The following is a 20,352-nucleotide window of genomic DNA, read 5'->3' on the forward strand; positions in this document are numbered from 1 at the left end:
CATAGGTATGCGGTCGCCTGAAAAGTCATTGACTGACGGGTGGCCGCATTCCTATGCTCTGCGGACATGCAGCTGATCCAGGAAACCGCCGACCTCTCCGCCTACCTGGCCGCGGACGAGGTCATCGATCATCACCATCCGATGGTCCGGGAGACGGCCGCCCGGCTGGCGGCTCAGGCGGCCGACTCGTATGCCTATGCGCACCTCGCCTATGAGTTCGTTCGCGACACCGTCCCGCACTCCGCCGACACCGGCGACCTCCGCGTCACCTGGCGCGCCTCCGACGTCCTCACCCGGCGGACCGGCATCTGCCACGCCAAGGTGCATGCGCTCGCGGCCCTGCTGCGCGCCGAGGACATCCCGACGGCCCTGTGCTACCAGCGCCTGCGCGACGACGAACGCGAGGGTCATGTGCTGCACGGCCTGATCGCCGTCCGCTTCCACGGCGCCTGGCACCGCCAGGACCCGCGCGGCAACAAGCCCGGCGTCGACGCGCGGTTCTCCCTGACCGGCGAGCGGCTCGCCTGGACCCCCGACCCGGCCGCCGGCGAACTGGATCATCCGCTGCTGTACGCCGCCGCGCACCCGGCCGTCCTCGACGCCCTGCGCACCGCCCCCGACCGCGAGGCCCTGGGCCGGGCGCTGCCGGGCGACCTGTAATCTCCCCGGCATGACGCACGGGGGAGCAGCAGCGGAAGAGGCCGACGGCGTCCGTCCGGCCGCCGGGGCGGAGCATGCGAGAGGGCGGTTCTCCTGGCCGCGCGGGCATCCATGGCTCGCCTCCGCCCTGGCCCTGGCCGTCGTCGCGGGCGGTGTCGCGGTGCCGCTGGCACTCGGTGGCGGAGGTCCCACCTGCAAGCAACTCCCCTCCTCTACAAGGGCGTTGGCGGGAAACCCGGCGGCGGCGACCAAGGCCCTCGATCCCCGGGACGACATGTCCGGCTTTCCCGCCCTGCGTGCGCTGCTGCCGACCGGGAGGCTGTGCGGGGACGGCGGCCGGGTGCTCGGGACGGTGGTGGCCGAGGCCACGGGGACGGCCGACGCGGGGACCACCGCCACCGGCACGGACCACACCCCGGCCCAGGCGCGCGCCGTCTGGGCGGTCGTGGTCGTCTACGGCGGGGCCGAGGTGCCGCCCGGCGCCGAGCCGGGACTGGCCCGGATGCTCGCCGGCTACATAGCCGACACGACACGGGCCTCCGCCGTCAGCCTCGACGCCAAGACACCCGCCGTCCCGGCCCGTTCGGCCACGGCGACGGACGAGACGGGCGGCTCCCGCTTCGGCACCTTCCTCTCGCCCGGCGACGCGCACCCGGACTTCGCCTTCAACCAGGACCATGAGGTGAGCGTCCCCCTGGGCCCGCTCTTCGACGGACTCGCCGGGGACCCGCAGGCGTTCGCGATCCTCTACGGCGCCGAACGGGCCTACCTCGCCCACTACTTGGAACGCCTCACCGACAAGGGCACCGTCCCCGGCTACCGCCCCGGGAAGGCACCGAAGGGGCGGACGAACCCCGAGACCCGGGAAGTCGACAGCGACCTGGACGACATCGCCCGCCGCGTCGGCGCCCTGCTGCGCATCCGGACGAGCGCCGCCCGCGCCGGGCACATCGACCTCGCCGCCTACGACCGGTCCGTACGACGGCACACCCGGGGCGCCTACCAAGCGGCGCCGACCCGGCTGACCGCCCGGCCCCCGATGGGCGGCATCGCGGGCCGCCCGGTGAGCGGGCCCGTGCGCGGCGATCTCATGGACGGGCGCGAGCAGTTGTCCCGGACGCTGGACGCCTGGGCGAAGGACCGCACGGTCCCGGCGGCACGGGCGGCGGCCATGCGGCAGCTCCTCGACGACGGCTACATATGGGCCTTCCGCGGCGGGTCGACCTGACAGGTGCGGGCGGCCCGGCCGTCGCCGGGCTCCCGTGGCGAGCCCGCCCGCACGCCGTGCTCAGCCGGTCAGCCGCAGCCCAGAGCAGCCGTGCCGCTCCACCTGGTCCTCGGCGAAGGACCGCAGCAGCACCCGTCGTCGCGCGTCGTCGATCGACTTCGAGGCCCGGATCGCGAAGTTGGCGGCCTCCCCGTCGCAGCGGGCGGTCGCGGTCAGCGGCATCCGCACCCCGCTGTCGGTGACCAGGCGGTCGCTCCAGTCGCCGTACCACGCGGCAAGGCTCAACTGCGCCTGTCCCGCAGGGCCGTTGCGCAGCGTCAGATCACAACGTCCCCCGGGCGAGGCGTCGTTCAACAGCGGCTGGACCTGCCAGTCCCCGCTCCAGGGGAGCCTGGCGCGGGCCGCCCAGCCGCAGCCGGTGCCGGCCGCCCCGGACACCGGGATGCTGCGCGGCGGGTGCGCGGAGTCCGGCAGCACGCTCCCGGTGTCCTTGGGCACCGTCAGCGGCCGCGCGCCGCAACCCAGGTGGCGCGAGGCCGAATTGACGAGCGGTACGACGGTCTCGTACACGGCGCGCGGAGCGCGGGTGGTGTCCTTGCCGGGAGTCGCGACCACCAGCATCCGGCGCGGCCGGCCCGCCGCGTCCTTGCCGAGGGCCGGGCAGCGCAGCAGGAACTGGAGCTCGCCGGCGTCGTCGACGATGCCGGGCAGATCGCCCGCCAGCGGATAGACGGGGGAGAAGCCGTCCTGGGGGAAGGAGAGCAGGAACTCGGCGTCCCGGTCGTCGCGCCGGGTGTACGCGGACATCCGCACCACCCAGGTGGCGTCGCCGTGCCCGGCGTAGCGCAGGCCGCACCCGTAGTCACCGAGCCCCGCGTGCTCCGTGGTGTCCGCCCCGGTGAAGTGGCCGCCGCCCGCCGCCAGCTGCCGTACCGGACCCGACGGCAGCGCTCCGTCGCAGGCGGTGCGCAGCAGCCACCGGTCCTTGACATACGGCGCGCACAGCCAGCCCGCCAGCGCCAGCACGGCCACCGCCGCGCACCACAGCTTCCACCAACGCCGCATCGCCCGGCCCCCGTACAGCGATCGGTACCCGAGGGCCGAGTGGCCCTCCCGTCATGAGCGGGCACCTTATCGGGCGGGGCGCGGCGGCACCGGTCCGGGTGTCAGTGCACCTGCGCGGTGGTCCGCAGCGCCTCCGCCGTCGGAGCCGTACCGCCCAGGTGGGCCGGCAGCCACCAGGAGTCCTCGGCGCCCTTCGGGCGGCCCGGATAGGCGCGCTGGGCGGCCTCCAGCAGTTCCTGCACCCGCTCGCGCAGCCGGCGGGTGATGGCCCCGGCGTACTGGTCGCGCGGCGCCTCCACGGCCTCGCCCACGCGGATGGTGACGGGCAGGTGGCTGCGCTTGAAGTCGCGCGGGTGCCCCTTGGTCCACAGCCGCTGCGTGCCCCACAGCGCCATCGGGATCAGCGGCACCCCGGCCTCCTGGGCGAGCCTGGCCGCACCCGACTTGAAGCTCTTCAGGGTGAACGACTGCGAGATGGTGGCCTCGGGGAAGACCCCGATGACCTCACCGGAACGCAGCGAGTCCAGCGCGTGCGCGTACGCGGCCTCGCCCTGCCCCCGGTCCACCGGGATGTGCTTCATGCCGCGCATCAGCGGGCCCGAGATCTTGTGCCGGAAGACGGAATCCTTCGCCATGAACCGCACCAGGCGCTTCTGCGGCAGCGCGGCCAGGCCGTCGAAGATGAAGTCCAGATAGCTGATGTGATTGCTCACCAGCACGGCGCCGCCGGAGCGCGGGATGTTCGAGGACCCCTGGCAGTCGATCTTCAGGTCCCAGACCTTGAACAGCGTCTTGGCGAATCCGATGACGGGACGGTAGACCAGCTCTGCCATGGGCGGGATGAACCCTTTCTGCTCTGCTCGGGAAAGGGGCTCCCGGCGGACAAGTTACGCAGCCGTAGGTTTACGGCGTCTCGCAGATCGTGCCCCAAGAACGTGCGGGGAGCCAGCTCTGGTGCCCGGCCGCGGCGAGATCCTCGTCACGTCCGCACAGGATTCACCCAGGCGCCGGGAATCTCTACGGCGCGCCGGTTGTTTGCCTCCTGACGCCCGTGGAAGCGGGCGCCTGTGAAGTGCCGCATCGGCGGCGGAGCGGGAGGGCGAGGGTGAGCGGGCGCGACGACGCCGAAGCGGGCGGGAGCGGAACCGGACCGGACGCGGCCGAACTCGGCGGCACTCTCGGCGAACGGGCCACCCTGGTCCAGTTCTCCAGCGCCTTCTGCGCGCCCTGCCGCGCCACCCGGCGCGTCCTCGACGAGGTCGCCGCGATGGTGCCGGGCGTCGCCCACATCGAGATCGACGCCGAGGACCGCCTCGACCTCGTACGCGCCCTCGGGATCCTCAAGACCCCCACTGTCCTCGTCCTGGACGCGCACGGCAGGGAGGTGCGCCGCGCCGCCGGACAGCCCCGCAGGGCCGATGTCATCGCGGCGCTGGGGGAGGCGGTGTGAGGGGGCCTCAGCACCGGGAGCGCCAGGTGAGAGACATCCCAGTTCCCGGACCGCACTTGACTGCACGCGCCACCTATCGTCAGCCTGACCGTATGCCGACCGAACTCCTTCTCCACGGGCGGGCCCACGTCGACCTCGCGCGCACCGCGAGCGCCTGCTGTCCGGATCGCTGAGCAGCCACGGACCCGCTCGCCCTCCCGAACAGAAGGACAACTCCATGACGGCCCTGCCCGGACTCGGCACCCCCCAGCTCGCCTCCCCCGATCTGCTGCGCTCCACCTTCCGCCGGCACGCCGCCGGTGTCGCGGTGATCACCGCGCGCGGCGCCACCGGACCGGTCGGCTTCACCGCCACCTCCCTCACCTCGGTCTCCGCCGAGCCCCCGATGATCTCCTTCGGGGTCGGCACCGGCGCCTCCAGCTGGCCCGCGATAGCCGAGGCCGACCACATCGGCGTGCACATACTCGGCGAGCACCAGGGCGACCTGGCCGCCACCTTCGCCCGCAGCGGCGCCGACCGCTTCGGCGCGCCCACCGCCTGGCGCGACGGCCCCGAGGGCGTGCCCGTGCTCGACGACGTGCTCGCCTGGCTGGTCTGCCGGATCGTCGCCCGCGTGCCCGCAGGTGACCACCGGATCGTGCTCGCGGAGGTCGTCCTCGGCGATCCCAGCGGCGGCGGCCGCCCCCTCCTCTATCACCAGGGCCGCTTCACCGCGCTGCGCGACTGATTGCGGCGTGGATCACGCTCCGATTCCCTGCACGGCGGTCGATTCCCGATTACGCTGCGTTGCGAAGGTCACAGTTCAAAGCGCTTGCTTAGCGGGAACGAACTGGGTGTACTGACGAGTAATATTCCGGTCGGAGCGCGCTGACGCCCCGACCGGGATCGGCCGCTTCAGGCGCCTATGCTGCCTGCAAGAGGCAGCCAGGAAATCACGATGCAGTAGGAGAGCCGGCGTGAGCTTGAGGATCGTTGTCACTGTGAAGTACGTGCCCGACGCCACTGGCGACCGGCACTTCGCCGATGACCTGACCGTCGACCGCGACGACGTGGACGGTCTGCTCTCCGAGCTGGACGAGTACGCGGTCGAGCAGGCCCTCCAGATCGCGGACGAGGCGGACGACGCCGAGGTCACCGTGCTGACGGTGGGCCCCGAGGACGCCAAGGACGCGCTCCGCAAGGCCCTGTCGATGGGTGCCGACAAGGCCATCCACGTCGAGGACGACGACCTGCACGGCACCGACGCCATCGGCACCTCCCTGGTGCTGGCCAAGGCCATCGAGAAGGCCGGCTTCGACCTGGTCGTCTCCGGCATGGCCTCCACCGACGGCACCATGGGCGTCGTCCCGGCGCTGGTCGCCGAGCGCCTTGGTGTCCCGCAGGTCACCCTGCTGTCCGAGGTCTCGGTCGAGGACGGCACCGTCAAGGGCCGCCGCGACGGCGACGCCGCCTCCGAGCAGCTGGAGGCGCAGCTGCCGGCCCTGGTCTCCGTGACCGACCAGTCCGGCGAGGCCCGCTACCCGTCCTTCAAGGGCATCATGGCGGCCAAGAAGAAGCCGGTGGAGTCCTGGGACCTGTCGGACCTCGACATCGAGGCGGAAGAGGTCGGCCTGGACGGCGCGTTCACCAAGGTCGAGACCGCCGACGCGCGTCCGGCCCGCACGGCCGGCACCATCGTCAAGGACGAGGGCGAGGGCGGCAAGCAGCTCGCTGAGTTCCTCGCGGGCCAGAAGTTCATCTAAGGGTTCGCGCCCGCCGACCGCCCCTCAACTTCGTTACGCAGGAGAGCAATCCCATGGCTGAAGTCCTCGTCTACGTCGACCACGTGGACGGTGCCGTCCGCAAGCCCACCCTTGAGCTGCTGACCCTGGCCCGCCGCCTCGGTGAGCCCGTCGCCGTCGCGCTGGGCAACGGTGCCGCCGACACCGCCGCCACCCTCGCCGAGCACGGCGCGGTGAAGGTCCTCACCCACGACGCGTCCGAGTACGCCGACTACCTGGTCGTGCCGAAGGTGGACGCCCTCCAGGCCGCCCACGAGGCCGTCTCCCCGGCCGCCGTGCTGGTCCCGTCCTCCGCCGAGGGCAAGGAGATCGCCGCCCGCCTGGCGCTGCGCATCGGCGCCGGCATCATCACCGACGCCATCGACCTGGAGGCCGGCGCCGAGGGTCCGGTGGCCACCCAGTCGGTGTTCGCCGCGTCCTTCACCACCAAGTCGCGTGTCATCAAGGGCACCCCGGTCATCACGGTCAAGCCGAACTCGGCCGCCGTGGAGGCCGCCCCGGCCGCGGGCGCGGTCGAGGCCCTCGCCGTGACCTTCTCCGACAAGGCCACCGGCACCAAGGTCACCGCCCGCACCCCGCGCGAGTCCACGGGCCGCCCGGAGCTGACCGAGGCCGCGATCGTGGTCTCCGGCGGCCGCGGTGTCAACGGCGCCGAGAACTTCGCGATCATCGAGGCCCTCGCCGACCAGCTCGGCGCGGCCGTCGGTGCCTCGCGTGCCGCCGTCGACGCCGGCTGGTACCCGCACACCAACCAGGTCGGCCAGACCGGCAAGTCGGTCTCGCCGCAGCTGTACATCGCCAACGGCATCTCCGGCGCCATCCAGCACCGCGCCGGCATGCAGACCTCGAAGACCATCGTGGCCGTCAACAAGGACGCCGAGGCCCCGATCTTCGAGCTGGTCGACTACGGCGTCGTCGGCGACCTGTTCGACGTCGTGCCGCAGCTGACCGAGGAGATCAAGACCCGCAAGGGCTGATCGCCGAGCGGCTGTCCGAGGCCCCCGTGACCCGCGCGGTCATGGGGGCCTCGGTGCATCCTGAAGGCGACAGGGGCCCTGGGGCGAGGTGTTGACCAGCCGGAACCGCGCCGGATAACTTCATTCTACGGATTGTTGATTCCGCAAAGCGGAATTGCAGTGGATATTGGAGGGTGTGGGATGGGTCAGCAGGAGAAGGTGGCGACCAGCCTCGCCGGCGCCGTCGGCGAGGAGATCAGCGCCTCGCTCGCCCCGGTCGACGCGGAACTGGCACGCCGCTACCCCGGGGACCCCGGCACCCGGCAGCCCGTGCACACCGTCTACGTCCCCGGGGACGCCTTCACCGCCGACACCGTCCGCTCCTGGGGCGATACGGCCCTCGCCGCGCTGGACGAACACGCCCCGGACGCCGCCTCCTTCGCCGCCGTCCTCGGCCTCGCCGACGCCCTCGCCGAGCCGGTGTACTCCCGCGTCCGCGCCAAGCTGGAGCGCGAGCCGATAGAAGACCTGCGGGTCGACTTCGAGGACGGCTACGGCCCCCGCCCCGACGCCGAGGAGGACGCGACCGCGGCCCGCGCGGCCCGGCTGATCGCCGAGGCGTACGCGAAGGGGACCGCGGCGCCGTACATGGGCATCCGCATGAAGTGCATGGAGGCCCCGGTGCGGGCGCGGGGCATCCGCACCCTCGACATCTTCCTCACCGGCCTGATGGCGGCGGGCGGACTGCCCGAGGGGCTGGTGCTCACCCTGCCGAAGGTGACCTATCCCGAGCAGGTGACCGCCTTCGGGCGCCTCCTGGCGGCGTTCGAGGAGGCGCACGGCCTGGACGCGGGACGGATCGGCTTCGAGATACAGATCGAGACCAGCCAGTCCATCCTGGCGACCGACGGCACCGCGACCGTCGCCCGTATGATCCAGGCCGCCGAGGGCCGCGCCACCGGGCTGCACTACGGCACCTTCGACTACAGCGCCTGCCTGGGCGTCTCCGCCGCCTACCAGGCCAGCGACCACCCGGCCGCCGACCATGCCAAGGCGGTCATGCAGGTCGCCGCCGCGGGCACCGGCGTACGCGTCTCGGACGGCTCCACCAATGTCCTCCCGGTCGGCCCCACCGAGCAGGTGCACGCCGCCTGGCGGCTGCACTACGGCCTCACCCGGCGCGCCCTCGCCCGCGCCTACTACCAGGGCTGGGACATGCACCCGGGCCACATCCCGACCCGCTACGCGGCCGTCTTCGCCTTCTACCGCGAGGGCTTCGAGCAGGCCGCGGTCCGCCTCGCCCGCTACGCCGACCGCACCGCGGGCGACGTCATGGACGAGCCCGCCACCGCCAAGGCCCTCAGCGGCTATCTGCTGCGCGGCCTGGACTGCGGCGCCCTCGACCTCACGGAGGTGGCCGAGCGTACGGGGCTGACCCGCGCGGGACTTGAGGGCTTCGCGGCGCCGAGGCGCGGCGATCTCACGGCCTCGGCGCAGTAGCGGCGACTCACGGGGTTCACCGGGCTCGCGGTGGTTGCGGGCTGCGGGGCGACGTACGGTTCGAGCCCCGAGCCCGTCACCCACGCGCGCTCGGCGAACAGCCGGGTGCCCCGCGCGCACAACCGGGCATCGCCGCGCGCCCGTTCACTGAACTCCTCCGGTCTCGCTCCGAACAGCTCCCGCAACCGTGCCGAGGAGGCGAGGAGTTCGGTGAGCAGCGGGCGCCGGCCCAGGTGGCGGCGGGGCGCGCCGGTGCCGTCGTGCAGGACTCCGTGCCGGTTGACGTAGGCGTACGCCCCCGACAGCACGGTGGCGTCGGCCAGTCGGGCCTGGCCGTCCGGCGCGGGCGGCCAGGCCCGCCGGAAGGTGCCGTCCGGCAGCGGTGCCCCCTCGCCGGCGTCGATCACGTCCAGCTGCCGCCGGTCCAGCCACAGCAGGAACAACTCCCGTGTGACAAAAGGCGACTTGACCGGTGAGGCGGAGACCTGGCCCATGCGGCTGACATGCGCGGAGACGCCACGCAGTTGACCGGGGCAGGCATTGGAGCCGACCGCGAGCACCGGCGTCCGGTCATCGTACACCAGCCGGGTCAGCGGCAGCGTCCGGTCGCCGTGCGGCAGCCCCGAACGGGCGGGCCGGGCACCCGGATACGTCGGCGGGTCCGCGCGCGGCGCCCCGGCCGGCCCCAGCTCCTCCAGTGTGGCCATGGGCGGCTCAGCCGGCCGGGGGCAGCTCGCCCGAGCCGCGGGTGATCAGCCGGGTCGGCAGCTCGATCCGCTCCGGTGCGACGAGACCGCCGTCCAGCTGGCGGAAGAGCCGCTCCGCCGCCGTACGGCCGAGGGCGGCCGAGTCCTGGGCGACCACCGTGACGCCCGGCCGCAGCAGATCGGCCAGCTCGAAGTCGTCGAAGCCGACGAGGGCCACCTGCCGGGACCGCTCGGCGAGGACCCGGACCACGGTGACCGTCACCCGGTTGTTGCCCGCGAACACCGCGGTGACGGGCTCGGGTTCGGACAGCATCTCCTGCGCGGCCCGGCGCACCCGCTCCGGGCTCGTCACCCCGAGCGACATCCAGCGGTCCTCGACCGGTATCCCCGCGTCCTCCATGGCCGCCCGATAGCCGCGCAGCCGCTCGGCCGCCGTGTGGATGCGGGGCATGTCCCCGATGAACCCGATCCTGCGGTGGCCGTGCGCGATCAGATGGGCCACGCCGTCGCGGGCCCCGCCGAAGTTGTCCGACAGCACCACATCGGCGTCGATCCGCCCGGCCGGGCGGTCCACGAACACGGTCGCCACGCCCGCCCGGATCTCCGGCTCCAGATAGCGGTGGTCGTCCCCCGCCGGAATCACCACCAGGCCGTCCACCCGGCGTGCGCACAGCGCGAGCGCCAACTCCCGCTCCCGCTCCGGGTCCTCGGCGCTGGAGCCGTTGATCAGCAGGGCGCCGTGCGAGCGGGCGACCTCCTCCACCGCGCGGCTCAGCGGGCCGTAGAAGGGGTCCGCGAGGTCCTCCAGGACCAGGCCGATGCTCGCGGTGCGGCCCTTGCGCAGCACCCGCGCGCTGTCATTGCGGCGAAAGCCCAGCGCGTCGATCGCCTCCTGCACCCGGCGCTCGGTGTCCGGGGTGACCCCGGGCTCGCCGTTGACCACCCGGGACACCGTCTTCAGCCCGACCCCGGCCCGCGCCGCCACGTCCTTCATCGTCGGCCGGTTGCCGTAGCGGCTTCCGGGGTGGCGATCCGCGCGGTGGGTGGTTTTGGGCACGATGCGCTGTCCTGTCCTGTGGTCCGCGGTCCCATGGGGTGTGATGCGGGCGGCCCATGGGCTTGTATGAGGATGTGGCGTCGAGCATAGAGCCTGGACAACGTTGTCAGGTGCGCGAGAGACTGTCGACCGCTCTGTGCGGGACCGTGCCCCCACCACCCGGCCGCCCCGCCCGGGTTCCTGCTTTTCGATCGTTCGACGGGGAGATCACACACTGATGCGCACCGACCTCGTGGCAGCGCTGGACATCGGCGGCACCAAGATCGCCGGCGGTCTTGTGGACGGCCGCGGACTGATCCTGGAGCGGGCCCAGCGCGCCACGCCCGCCCGGCAGGACGGCGAGACGGTCATGCGGGCCGTCGAGGAGGTGCTCGGCGAACTCGCCGCCTCGCCCCGATGGGAACACGTCCGCTCCGTCGGCATCGGCAGCGCGGGCCCGGTGGACGCCTCCGCGGGCACCGTCAGCCCCGTGAACGTGCCGGGCTGGCGGGACTTCCCGCTGGTCGAACGGGTCCGGGCGGCGACTGGGGGACTGCCCGTCGAGCTGATCGGCGACGGCGTCGCGATCACCGCCGCCGAGCACTGGCAGGGCGCCGCCCGGGGCCATGACAACGCGCTGTGCATGGTGGTCTCGACGGGAGTCGGCGGCGGCCTGGTCCTGGGCGGACAGCTGCACCCCGGCCCGACCGGCAACGCCGGGCACATCGGGCACATCAGCGTCGACCTCGACGGCGACCCCTGCCCGTGCGGCTCACGCGGCTGTGTGGAGCGGATCGCCAGTGGCCCGAACATCGCCGGCCGCGCCCTGGAGCAGGGCTGGCGGCCGGGCCCGGACGGCGATGCCTCGGCCGCCGCGGTGGCGGCGGCGGCACGGGCGGGCGACCCGGTCGCCGTGGCCTCCTTCCGGCGGGCCGCGCGGGCGCTCGCCGCCGGGATCGCGGCCACCGCGACCCTGGTCGAGATCGACATCGCGGTGATCGGCGGCGGAGTCGGCAACGCGGGCGACGTCCTGTTCACCCCGTTGCGCGCGGCGCTCGCGGACTACGCCACGCTGTCGTTCGTACGGCGGCTGACGGTGGTGCCCGCGCAGATGGGCACGGACGCGGGGCTGGTGGGGGCCGCGGCGGCGGCGCTGATCAGGGGGCCGGGGCTGGTGCGGCTCTAGGCCCTGCCGGCCGGCTCAGTCCGTGTCGGCCGAGACGCGCAGCAGGACCGTGCCGTGGGCCGGGACGGTGGCCGTGATCGTCCCGGCGCAGTGGCCGTCGGTGTGCCGCCACAGGTCCCGCAGGGTGTAGGACCCGGCATCGGGCAGACCTACGGCAGCGGCGGTGGTGGTGATGCGCTGCGCGGTGCCGGACTCGTTGAACAGGGCGACCGCGCGGCTGCCGTCGGCCATCACCGATCAGAGGGAGAAGTGGGCGCGGTACTCGGTGTCCGTCATCCCGCCGTTGCCCACCTCCAGCATGTCGGGGTCGTTCCAGTGGCCCGGACCGGCGTACGGGGCGAGCGGGAGGTTCTGCTTGACGATCGACAGCATGGCGGACCAGCTGTCGCTGATGTCACCGGTGGTGCGCCACAGGTCGCCCACGTCCGGGGCCGACTCCCAGGGCTTGTTCTCGCCCCATTCGCAGACGCTGTAGACGATCGGCCGCCCGGTCGCCTTCAGCGCGTCCCGCATCCGGCGAGCAGAACTCCGGCTGCCTTCCGGTGGGTTGTGCGGGTCGAGGATGTGCGCATGGTCGACGTTCCTCCAACTCGCTCGGGATCGGCGGGCGTTCACGGTAGAACGTGTCCGAGTGTGTTGGAAGGGGTACGGCCGGTGCGCCCGTCGCCGTTCGGACGTGTGCGCTTTGGTGGTCTACCCGTCGTCGCCGACGCGGCCCCAGCCGGGGAGCGGGGGCTGGGGCCAGGGGAGCGGGGCGGGGAGGGCGGAGGAGGTCCGCAGCCCGTCGGCCGGGAGCCGTCCGGTGAGCCAGCCGAGCAGGCGGTGCCCCTCCCCGCTCACCTTTGGCCCCTCGGCCGAGACCGTCCAGCGCCGTTCCGGATCGACGGCCGTCACGGTGGTGAGCGGGAAGCGCCGGGCGGCGAGGGTGGTGAGGGTGTCGTCCAGGGCCCAGCGCACATACCGGTCCGGCCAGCGCTCGGTGCCGTACCCGACGCCGAGGTCGAAGTGGTGGGTCTCCAGCTCCCGCAGGCCGCGCAGCAGCAGGTACCAGGCGGGGTGGCGCCAGCCGGCCAGCGCCGGGACCAGCCGCTCCCAGGCGGGCGCGGGCAACGCGCACGCCCCGTCCGTGAACCGGCGAAGGCTCTCCCGCAGCCGTTCGGCCAGCGGCCCGGCGGGCAGTACGGCGTCCCGCGCCACCCGCGCCGGATCCGCGCGCGGACCGGGTTCGCGGCCGGTGCGGGCGAGCTCCAGCAGCCAGGTGTACGCGTCGGCGCTGTAGGCGACATGGGCGAGCACCCGCCCCCGGGTCCAGTCCGGCAGCCCCGAAGGCGCCCGCACCACGGCCTCGGACAGCCCGGCCGCGGCCGCGGCGAGCCGGTCGGCCGACCGTACGACGTCCTCGATCACATCACCGACTCCGGCGCCGACCGTGCCGGAGGGGAAGACAGGGGACACGCGTACTCCTCGCCGTGCGGGTGCCGTGGCTCACCGAAAGGTGTGCACGACCTCGATCGGTCCCACGATATGCGCGTTGAACTCGTCCAACTCCTCGGCGGGCACCCACAGTTCCAGGATGGTCCGGCCACCGGCCTGCCGTACCGGATAGCGGTCGAGGAACGCGGTGTCGACCTCGAAGCGGGTCACGAACCCGGCGCCGTCGTGCCGTACGTTCCAGTCCCGGGCGATCCGGATCGCGTAGTCCTCGTCGAGCACCGGATAGAAGATCGGCTGCTCCGGGAGCCGGGGCGGCCAGGCCCGCCAGTCCGAGGCGCGCACCAGATCCAGCTCCACGGGGCCGGTGGGGCGCCAGAGCGTGGTGGTGGGGCGGGTGCGGGTCATGATGTCGGTCCTCCGGTGTCGTCGCCCCGGACGGTATCGGCCCCGCCGGCGCCCCGGCCAGGGGATTTCGGCGTTCGGGCGGTATCCGCGTGACCCCGGACCCCTTCGGGGAGTTGATCCGCACATGAAGAAGCGCAGCATGCTCGCCCTCGCCTCCCTGGCCACCGGTTTCGTCGTGGCCGCCATCACCCCGTCCCACGCCGCGGACAAGGGGCCGCTGGACGGTCTCGACGTCTCCGGCACCCTGCACTCGGCCGGCGATCTGGTCAGCCACGACAGCCTGGCCCCCGCCGACTCCCCGGCCACCGGACACACCACCGGACACGCCCCCGGGCTGGCCGCCGGCCAGGACTAGGACAGCGGCGTATGCGTGCCGGTGCCCCGCCGCGAGGGCACCGGCACCGCGCTTTACCGCACCCTCACCGCGGCGGGGTTTCCGTGGCAGGGTGGAGCGGGCAAGCCTCAGGGGGCCAACAGAAGAGGGGGAAGTCCGTGACCGTCGTCTGGATCAACGGCGCGTTCGGTGCGGGAAAGACCACGACCGCACGGGAACTGATCGAACTGATCCCGCACAGCACGCTCTTCGACCCCGAGGTCATCGGCGGGTCGCTCGCGCACCTGCTGCCGCCCAAGCGCCTCGCCGAGGTCGGCGACTTCCAGGATCTGCCGATCTGGCGCCGGCTCGTCGTCGACACGGCCGCCGCGATGCTCGCCGAACTGGGCGGCACCCTCGTCGTGCCGATGACCCTGCTGCGCCAGGAGCACCGCGACGAGATCTTCGGTGGCCTCGCCGCCCGCCGGATTCCCGTACAGCACCTGGTCCTCGCCCCGGCCGAAACGATCCTGCGTGCGCGCATAGCCGGGCGCGAGGTGCCGCCCGACCTGCCCGACGGGGAGATACGGGTACGGCAGTGGTGCTACGACCACATCGAGCCGTACCACGCGGCCCTCGCCTCCTGGCTCACCGCCGACGCCCATCTGATCGACACCAGCGCGCTGACCCCGTACGAGACCGCCGTGCGGATCGCGGAGTCGGTCGGCAGGGGTGACTTCACCCCCTGCGACATCGTGCAGACCCCCGAGCCCACCGCCGAGACCCTCGCCGCCGGGGTGCTGCTCTTCGACGAGCAGGACCGGGTGCTGCTCGTGGACCCCACCTACAAGCCCGGCTGGGAGTTCCCCGGCGGTGTGGTGGAGCGCGGCGAGGCCCCGGCCCGCGCGGGGATGCGCGAGGTCGCCGAGGAGACCGGGATACGGCTGCGGGAGGTGCCCCGGCTGCTGGTGGTGGACTGGGAACGGCCCGTGCCGCCCGGCTACGGCGGGCTCCGGCTGCTCTTCGACGGCGGCCGGCTCCCCTCCGCCGAGGCGGCCCAAGTGGTGCTCCCGGGGCCGGAGTTGCGCGGCTGGCGGTTCGCCACCGAGCAGGAGGCCGCCGGGATGCTGCCCCCGGTCCGCTATGAGCGGCTGCGCTGGGCGCTGCGTGCTCGTGAGCGCGGGAAGGCCCTGTACCTGGAGGCCGGGGTGCCGCTCGGCTGACCTCACATCGCGGCAGCCCGGCGCAGTTCGGCGGCGGCGCCCCGCAGCACCGGGTCGCCGTGACCGAAGCACGCCACCTCGGCGCCGAGGTCCGCCAACCGCCGTACGGAGTCGAGGAGTCGGGGCCGGTCGAGATTGAACACGCCCGGGATCAGCGTGTGTTCGACGGGGCCGGTCGGCACCGGCTCCCCGGGGGACAGCACGCCCTCGGCAGGCAGCGCGGCCACGGTGTCCCCGGTGAACAGCACGCCCTCGGCGGGCAGATGGAGCGCGATGCTGCCGTCCGTGTGCCCGGGGACGTGCACCACCTGTGCCCCGCCGCCGAAGCCCAGCACCTCGCCGTCCGTCACCTCCGTGACCGACGGCGGCGGCAGCGGGGTGCCCTCGGGCAGCCGCCGGGCGACCTGCGCCCGGATCGGCAGCTCCCACTCCGCGAGCCGCGGCGCGGGGCCCGGCTCCGCACCTCGTACGAACGGCGCGTCCAGGCGATGGGCCAGCACCTCGGCCCCGCTCAGTGCGGCGAACTCGCCCGCCCCGCCCGCATGGTCCTCATGGAAGTGGGTCAGCACGATGCGCCGTACGTCCTCGGGGGCGCGGCCCCATGCCCTGATCGCCTCGGCGATCACCGGCCCCGCCCCGATCGTCCCCGCGTCGATCAGCGTCAACTCCTCGCCGTCCCGCCAGAGATACGCCTGGCCGACCGGGAAGCGCAGCAGATGCAACCGGGGGAGAAGCTCGATCACGTCCATGCCGCGACCGTAGGCCGGGGCGGGAGCGGGAAGGAGGGTGCTACGCCTTGGGCGGACGGGTGTCCGCCCAAGGCGTAACCGCACGGCCGGCGGGGCCGCCCCGAAAGGACGCGGCCCCGCCACCTTGCCGTTCTAGCCCGCGTAGTTCCGCAGGAACAGCGCCTCCGCCACCGACAGGCGCTCCAGTTCCTGGGGCGAGACGCTCTCGTTGAGAGCGTGGATCTGGGCCTCCGGCTCGCTGAGGCCGATCAGCAGGATCTCGGCGTCCGGGTAGAGGCCGGCGAGGGTGTTGCACAGCGGGATGGAGCCGCCCTGCCCGGCGTACTGCATGGTCTCGCCCGGGTAGGCGGCCGCCATCGCGTCGGCCATCGCCTGGTAGGCGGGGCTGGAGACATCGGCGCGGAACGGCTGGCCCTGGCCGACCTGTTCCACGGTGACCCGGGCGCCCCACGGGGTGTGCGTCTCCAGGTGGGCCTGGAGCAGCTTGCTCGCCTCCGTCGCGTCCACGCCCGGCGGCACCCGCAGGCTGACCAGCGCGCGGGCCCCGGCGTGCACCGAGGGGGTGGCGCCGACGACCGGCGGGCAGTCGATGCCGAGCACGGTGACCGCGGGACGGGCCCACAGCCGGTCGGCGACCGAGCCGGAGCCGGTCAGGCCCACGCCGTCCAGCACCTTGGCGTCCGAACGGAACTGCTCCTCGGTGTACTCCAGGCCGTCCCACGCGGCCGACGCGTCCAGACCGTCCACCGTGGTGGAGCCGTCCGCCGCGCGCAACGAGTCCAGCACCCGGATCAGCGCGGCCAGCGCGTCCGGGGCCGCGCCGCCGAACTGGCCGGAGTGCAGATTGCCCGCGAGGGTCTCGACACCCACCCGGACCAGCGTCATGCCGCGCAGGATCGTGGTCACCGTCGGCAGGCCCACCCGGAAGTTGCCCGCGTCACCGATGACGATGGTGTCCGCGGTCAGCACCTCCGGGTGCTGCTCGGCGTACCGCTCCAGGCCGCCCGTGCCCTGCTCCTCGGAGCCCTCCACGATGATCTTGACGTGCACCGGGACGCCGCCGTTCGCCTTCAGCGCGCGCAGGGCGAGCAGGTGCATGATCACACCGCCCTTGCAGTCCGCGCTGCCCCGGCCGTACCAGCGCCCGTCGCGCTCGGTCAGCTCGAACGGCGGAGTCGTCCAGCCGGCCTCGTCCAGCGGCGGCTGCACGTCGTAGTGCGCATACAGCAGAACCGTTTTGGCACCCTCCGGGCCCGGCAGGTAGCCGTACACCGACTGGGTGCCGTCGGGGGTGTCGAGCAGGGCGATGTCGACAAATCCCTCGGCGCGCAGTGCGTCGGCGATCCAGTTCGCGGCGGCCTCGCTCTCGCTCTTCGGAAACTGCTCGAAGTCCGCCACGGACCGGAAGGCGACGAGCTCGGCCAGCTCCGCCTTGGCCCGGGGCATCAGAGAGGCGACGGTCTCGGCGACCGGATTCGACGACATGGGCACGCTCCTCGTAGGTGCGACGTTGTACCTGCTGGGTGGATCGATCCTCCCACAGCGGCGCACTGCGCTCGCGGCCGTAGGATGCGAGTACATCGGGTAACCCCCTGCTCGCGGCATGTCGCGGGTACGGGGAGCGGCAGCGGCTTGATCGGAGCAGTAGACCATCGTGAGCGGCGAGAACTCTTCGGCGGACGACGTGCAGCGAGTGTGGGACGTCGTCGTGGTGGGCGCGGGACCCGCGGGGGCCTCGGCCGCCTATGCGGCGGCGGTCGCGGGGCGCCGCGTCCTGTTGCTGGAGAAAGCCGAGTTGCCCCGGTACAAAACCTGTGGCGGCGGCATCATCGGCCCTTCGCGTGACTCCCTGCCGCCGGGCTTCGAACTGCCCCTGCGGGACCGGGTGCACGCGGTCACCTTCTCCAACAACGGGCGCTTCACCCGCACCCGCCGTTCCCGGCAGATGCTGTTCGGGCTGATCAACCGGCCCGAGTTCGACCAGCAGCTGGTCGAGCACGCCCAGAAGGCGGGCGCCGAACTGCGTACGGGCGTCACCGTGCAGCGCGTCGAGCAGCACGGCTCGGCGGTCCCCGACCGGCGTACGGTCGCCGTCGTCCTCCAGGGCGGCGAGACGGTCCTGGCCCGCGCGGTCGTCGGCGCGGACGGCAGCGCCAGCCGGATAGGCGCCCATGTGGGCGTGAAGATGGCCCAGGTGGACCTCGGTCTCGAAGCGGAGATCCCGGTCCCCGAGTCGGTCGCCGAGGACTGGAAGGGCCGGGTGCTCATCGACTGGGGCCCCATGCCCGGCAGTTACGGCTGGGTGTTCCCCAAGGGCGACACGCTGACGGTCGGGGTGATCTCCGCCCGCGGCCAGGGGGCCGCGACCAAGCGCTACCTGGAGGACTTCGTGGCCCGGCTGGGCCTCGCCGGCTTCGAACCGGCCGTCTCCTCCGGGCACCTGACCCGCTGCCGGGCCGATGACTCGCCGCTCTCCCGCGGCCGGGTCCTGGTCTGCGGCGACGCTGCCGGGCTCCTGGAGCCCTGGACCCGCGAGGGCATCTCCTTCGCTCTGCGCTCGGGCCGGCTGGCCGGCGAGTGGGCGGTGCGCATAGCGGAGGCGCACGACGCCGTCGACACCCGCCGCCAGGCCCTGAACTACGCCTTCGCCGTCAAGGCCGGGCTCGGCGTCGAGATGGGCGTCGGCCGACGCCTGCTCGCGGCGTTCGAGCGGCGGCCCGGCCTCTTCCACGCCGCCCTCACCGGCTTCCGCCCGGCCTGGAACGCGTTCCGCAACATCACCCGGGGCGCCACCTCCCTCGGCGAGCTGGTCCGCTCCCACCCGCTCGCCCAGCGCGCCCTGACCGTGCTGGACCCGGGTCCGGCGCAGGCGGCGGACACCGCGGAACCGGCCGAGTCGGAGGAGGAGCCCGTCACTTCCTGACGGTGATCCGGAAGACGGGGTGGTCGCCGGCGCAGGCGGCGATCTCCTCGTCCGTGGAGGCGGCGGTCACCCCGGCGAAGTACTGGTTGACCTCCCAGCCCCACTTCTCCAGATAGGTCCGCAGGACGGGGAGCTTCTCGGCGTCGGGAAGCTCCACCGCGGTGAAGGTGCGCACCTTGCGCCCGACGCGCAGCTCACCGCCGTTCGCGGCACGCATATTGCGCACCCACTGCGAGTGGCCGCGCGCCGAGACCAGGTACTGCCCGCCCTCGTAGGTGTGCGGGTTGACCGGGACGCGCTGCATCGCGCCGCTCTTGCGGCCCTTCACGGACAGCTCGGCGGTGCCCGCGAGGCTGATCCCGTGCCGGGCGAGCCAGCCGATCACGCTGTTCAGCCGCACATTCAGCGGGCTGCCCTTGAGGTAGTACGGCGTGGACGACGACATGGTGGACCCCCATGGTTCGGGAGAGCGGTGCTCTCGGTCGACACCAGCATGCGGGAGACAGGTGCTCCGAAGCAAGAGCAGTGCTCTTTTTTGTGTGCACCGCTCTCGCGCGTGGCAGAATGAGGGCCATGACCACCGCACAGGGAGCCCGTGAGCGGGCCAGGAACGAGGTAACCGCGGCCATCAAGGAAGAGGCCCGCGGACAACTGGCGGCCGAGGGCGCGGCCAAGCTCTCCCTGCGGGCCGTCGCCCGCGAGCTGGGCATGGTCTCCTCCGCCCTCTACCGCTACTTCCCCAGCCGCGACGAGCTGTTGACGGCCCTGATCATCGACGCGTACGACGCCCTGGGAGCGGCCGCGGAGAAGGCCCGGGACGCCGCAGGCGAGGCCGCGCCCGTGGACTGCTTCATCGCGGTGTGCGAGGCGGTACGGACCTGGGCGCTCGCTCATCCGCACGAGTACGCGCTGATCTACGGCTCGCCCGTGCCCGGCTACGCCGCCCCCCAGACCACCGTCCCGGCCGCCGCCCGCACCGGCATGGTTCTCATCGGCATCTTCCGCGACGCCCGGCAGGGTCCCGGTCTGGACGAACTGCCGCTGCCTGCCGAACTGCGCCCCGAGGCCGCGCGGTTGGCCGCCGAGATCGCCCCCGATCTGCCCCCGGAGGTGGCCGCAGCCATGGTCGCCGCCTGGGCGCAGCTGTTCGGGCTGGTGAGCTTCGAACTGTTCGGCCAGTTCAACAACGTGATCGAGGACCGGGAGCGGTTCTTCCGGCACGCGGTGACGGGTCTGGCGCGCGGGGCCGGGCTGCGATAGCCGCTCCGGGGCGTCCGACGCCGACTTTCTTTACCCGCCCATGGGACTGCTACGGTGCGTCGATGACGTCGACGACGGACGAGCGGGCACTCGTGGCACAGTGGCGGGGCATCCTGGCCCTGCATGCCCGCACCCAGTGCGAACTGGACCGGACCCTGGGCGCCCACGGCCTGTGCGCCAGCGACTTCGAGGTCCTGGACCTGCTGGCCGAGCGCCGGGGCCCGCACGGCTGCGCCTACCGCATCCAGGAGATCTCCGAGCGCGTCCATCTCACCCAGAGCGCGCTCTCCCGGCTCATCGGCCGCCTGGAGAAGGAGGGCCTGGTCGAGCGGGGCGCCTGCGCGGAGGACCGCCGAGGTGTCCGGGTGGCCCTCACCTCGAAGGGCCGCGCGCTGCACGCCGAGGTACGGCCGGAGCAACGCGCGGTACTGGCGCGGATGTTGACCGAAGAGACGGACTGACCCCTTAGTCCTGAT

General features: G+C 73.0%; 21 protein-coding genes and 2 pseudogenes. 13 read left to right on the forward strand and 10 right to left on the reverse strand.

From position 1 onward, the window contains the following. Positions 1-66 precede the first annotated feature (66 nt). Positions 67-660, forward strand: coding sequence for a transglutaminase family protein (locus tag AB0N90_RS01060; protein WP_365192148.1), 594 nt, complete (start codon positions 67-69; stop codon positions 658-660). Between the two features lie 10 nt (positions 661-670). After that, positions 671-1,888: a hypothetical protein gene (locus tag AB0N90_RS01065; RefSeq protein ID WP_365192149.1), complete on the forward strand. Its 1,218-nt coding sequence runs from the start codon at positions 671-673 to the stop codon at positions 1,886-1,888. A gap of 60 nt (positions 1,889-1,948) precedes the next feature. On the opposite strand, the gene AB0N90_RS01070 is transcribed toward AB0N90_RS01065, so the two are convergent. Together AB0N90_RS01070 and AB0N90_RS01075 are read right to left on the reverse strand one after the other, a co-directional pair. After that, positions 1,949-2,953 carry a hypothetical protein gene (locus AB0N90_RS01070; RefSeq protein ID WP_365192150.1) on the reverse strand — a complete coding sequence of 335 codons (1,005 nt, stop codon included), beginning with the start codon at positions 2,951-2,953 and terminating at the stop codon, positions 1,949-1,951. A 101-nt stretch (positions 2,954-3,054) separates the two neighbouring features. Continuing rightward, a complete protein-coding gene (locus tag AB0N90_RS01075; RefSeq protein WP_365192151.1) occupies positions 3,055-3,786 on the reverse strand; it encodes a lysophospholipid acyltransferase family protein in 732 nt (243 codons plus the stop codon). Between the two features lie 209 nt (positions 3,787-3,995). Between AB0N90_RS01075 and AB0N90_RS01080 the strand changes: the two genes are divergently transcribed. From AB0N90_RS01080 to AB0N90_RS01100, 5 genes are all read left to right on the forward strand, one after another. After that, the gene (locus AB0N90_RS01080; RefSeq protein ID WP_365192772.1) at positions 3,996-4,403 is read left to right on the forward strand and encodes a thioredoxin family protein; all 408 of its coding nucleotides are present in this window, start codon (positions 3,996-3,998) and stop codon (positions 4,401-4,403) included. Between the two features lie 217 nt (positions 4,404-4,620). After that, positions 4,621-5,130: a flavin reductase family protein gene (locus AB0N90_RS01085; protein ID WP_085562938.1), complete on the forward strand. Its 510-nt coding sequence runs from the start codon at positions 4,621-4,623 to the stop codon at positions 5,128-5,130. Between the two features lie 229 nt (positions 5,131-5,359). Continuing rightward, the gene (locus AB0N90_RS01090; protein WP_037659364.1) at positions 5,360-6,145 is read left to right on the forward strand and encodes an electron transfer flavoprotein subunit beta/FixA family protein; all 786 of its coding nucleotides are present in this window, start codon (positions 5,360-5,362) and stop codon (positions 6,143-6,145) included. A 53-nt stretch (positions 6,146-6,198) separates the two neighbouring features. Beyond that, complete coding sequence (locus AB0N90_RS01095) at positions 6,199-7,161, forward strand: electron transfer flavoprotein subunit alpha/FixB family protein (protein WP_365192152.1); 963 nt, start codon at positions 6,199-6,201, stop codon at positions 7,159-7,161. Between the two features lie 180 nt (positions 7,162-7,341). Beyond that, the gene (locus tag AB0N90_RS01100) at positions 7,342-8,640 is read left to right on the forward strand and encodes an aldolase (protein ID WP_365192153.1); all 1,299 of its coding nucleotides are present in this window, start codon (positions 7,342-7,344) and stop codon (positions 8,638-8,640) included. 50 nt (positions 8,641-8,690) lie between these two features. Here AB0N90_RS01100 and AB0N90_RS01105 read toward each other — a convergent pair. Beyond that, positions 8,691-9,347 (reverse strand): annotated as a pseudogene (locus AB0N90_RS01105) (hypothetical protein); the annotation flags it as partial. 7 nt (positions 9,348-9,354) lie between these two features. Further along, entirely contained in the window at positions 9,355-10,404 is a 1,050-nt protein-coding gene (locus AB0N90_RS01110; protein ID WP_365192154.1) for a LacI family DNA-binding transcriptional regulator, read from the reverse strand. A 217-nt stretch (positions 10,405-10,621) separates the two neighbouring features. Between AB0N90_RS01110 and AB0N90_RS01115 the strand changes: the two genes are divergently transcribed. Next, positions 10,622-11,569 carry an ROK family protein gene (locus AB0N90_RS01115; RefSeq protein ID WP_365192155.1) on the forward strand — a complete coding sequence of 316 codons (948 nt, stop codon included), beginning with the start codon at positions 10,622-10,624 and terminating at the stop codon, positions 11,567-11,569. Between the two features lie 24 nt (positions 11,570-11,593). On the opposite strand, the pseudogene AB0N90_RS01120 reads toward AB0N90_RS01115, so the two are convergent. From AB0N90_RS01120 to AB0N90_RS01130, 3 genes and pseudogenes are all read right to left on the reverse strand, one after another. Beyond that, a pseudogene (locus tag AB0N90_RS01120) lies at positions 11,594-12,088 on the reverse strand (alpha-galactosidase); the annotation flags it as partial. A 174-nt stretch (positions 12,089-12,262) separates the two neighbouring features. Continuing rightward, entirely contained in the window at positions 12,263-13,024 is a 762-nt protein-coding gene (locus AB0N90_RS01125) for a maleylpyruvate isomerase family mycothiol-dependent enzyme (RefSeq protein WP_365192156.1), read from the reverse strand. Positions 13,025-13,054: 30 nt separating this feature from the next. Then, positions 13,055-13,408 carry a hypothetical protein gene (locus AB0N90_RS01130; RefSeq protein ID WP_330258267.1) on the reverse strand — a complete coding sequence of 118 codons (354 nt, stop codon included), beginning with the start codon at positions 13,406-13,408 and terminating at the stop codon, positions 13,055-13,057. A 124-nt stretch (positions 13,409-13,532) separates the two neighbouring features. On the opposite strand from AB0N90_RS01130, the gene AB0N90_RS01135 reads away from it, so the two are divergent. Beyond that, positions 13,533-13,763: a hypothetical protein gene (locus AB0N90_RS01135; RefSeq protein ID WP_037659384.1), complete on the forward strand. Its 231-nt coding sequence runs from the start codon at positions 13,533-13,535 to the stop codon at positions 13,761-13,763. Between the two features lie 137 nt (positions 13,764-13,900). Next, positions 13,901-14,944 (forward strand): NUDIX domain-containing protein, encoded by a 1,044-nt coding sequence (locus tag AB0N90_RS01140; protein ID WP_365192157.1) that lies wholly within the window; start codon positions 13,901-13,903, stop codon positions 14,942-14,944. A gap of 2 nt (positions 14,945-14,946) precedes the next feature. On the opposite strand, the gene AB0N90_RS01145 is transcribed toward AB0N90_RS01140, so the two are convergent. Both AB0N90_RS01145 and AB0N90_RS01150 read right to left on the reverse strand, forming a co-directional pair. Then, the gene (locus tag AB0N90_RS01145; RefSeq protein WP_365192158.1) at positions 14,947-15,693 is read right to left on the reverse strand and encodes an MBL fold metallo-hydrolase; all 747 of its coding nucleotides are present in this window, start codon (positions 15,691-15,693) and stop codon (positions 14,947-14,949) included. 132 nt (positions 15,694-15,825) lie between these two features. After that, entirely contained in the window at positions 15,826-17,178 is a 1,353-nt protein-coding gene (locus AB0N90_RS01150) for a dipeptidase (RefSeq protein ID WP_365192159.1), read from the reverse strand. Positions 17,179-17,347: 169 nt separating this feature from the next. Between AB0N90_RS01150 and AB0N90_RS01155 the strand changes: the two genes are divergently transcribed. Then, positions 17,348-18,616 (forward strand): geranylgeranyl reductase family protein, encoded by a 1,269-nt coding sequence (locus tag AB0N90_RS01155; protein ID WP_365192160.1) that lies wholly within the window; start codon positions 17,348-17,350, stop codon positions 18,614-18,616. Here AB0N90_RS01155 and AB0N90_RS01160 read toward each other — a convergent pair. Beyond that, positions 18,606-19,061 carry a nitroreductase family deazaflavin-dependent oxidoreductase gene (locus tag AB0N90_RS01160; protein ID WP_365192161.1) on the reverse strand — a complete coding sequence of 152 codons (456 nt, stop codon included), beginning with the start codon at positions 19,059-19,061 and terminating at the stop codon, positions 18,606-18,608. The two genes, AB0N90_RS01155 and AB0N90_RS01160, sit on opposite strands and share 11 nt — an antisense overlap. 128 nt (positions 19,062-19,189) lie before the next feature. Here AB0N90_RS01160 and AB0N90_RS01165 point away from each other — a divergent pair, with 128 nt between their 5' ends. Next, on the forward strand, positions 19,190-19,876 hold the full coding sequence (locus AB0N90_RS01165) for a TetR/AcrR family transcriptional regulator (RefSeq protein WP_365192162.1): 687 nt from the start codon (positions 19,190-19,192) through the stop codon (positions 19,874-19,876). Positions 19,877-19,938: 62 nt separating this feature from the next. After that, positions 19,939-20,337 carry a MarR family transcriptional regulator gene (locus tag AB0N90_RS01170; protein WP_365192163.1) on the forward strand — a complete coding sequence of 133 codons (399 nt, stop codon included), beginning with the start codon at positions 19,939-19,941 and terminating at the stop codon, positions 20,335-20,337. Positions 20,338-20,352: the final 15 nt, after the last annotated feature.

It is taken from the genome of Streptomyces sp. NPDC093018, assembly GCF_040684035.1.
In the GTDB taxonomy this organism is placed as follows: domain Bacteria; phylum Actinomycetota; class Actinomycetes; order Streptomycetales; family Streptomycetaceae; genus Streptomyces; species Streptomyces murinus.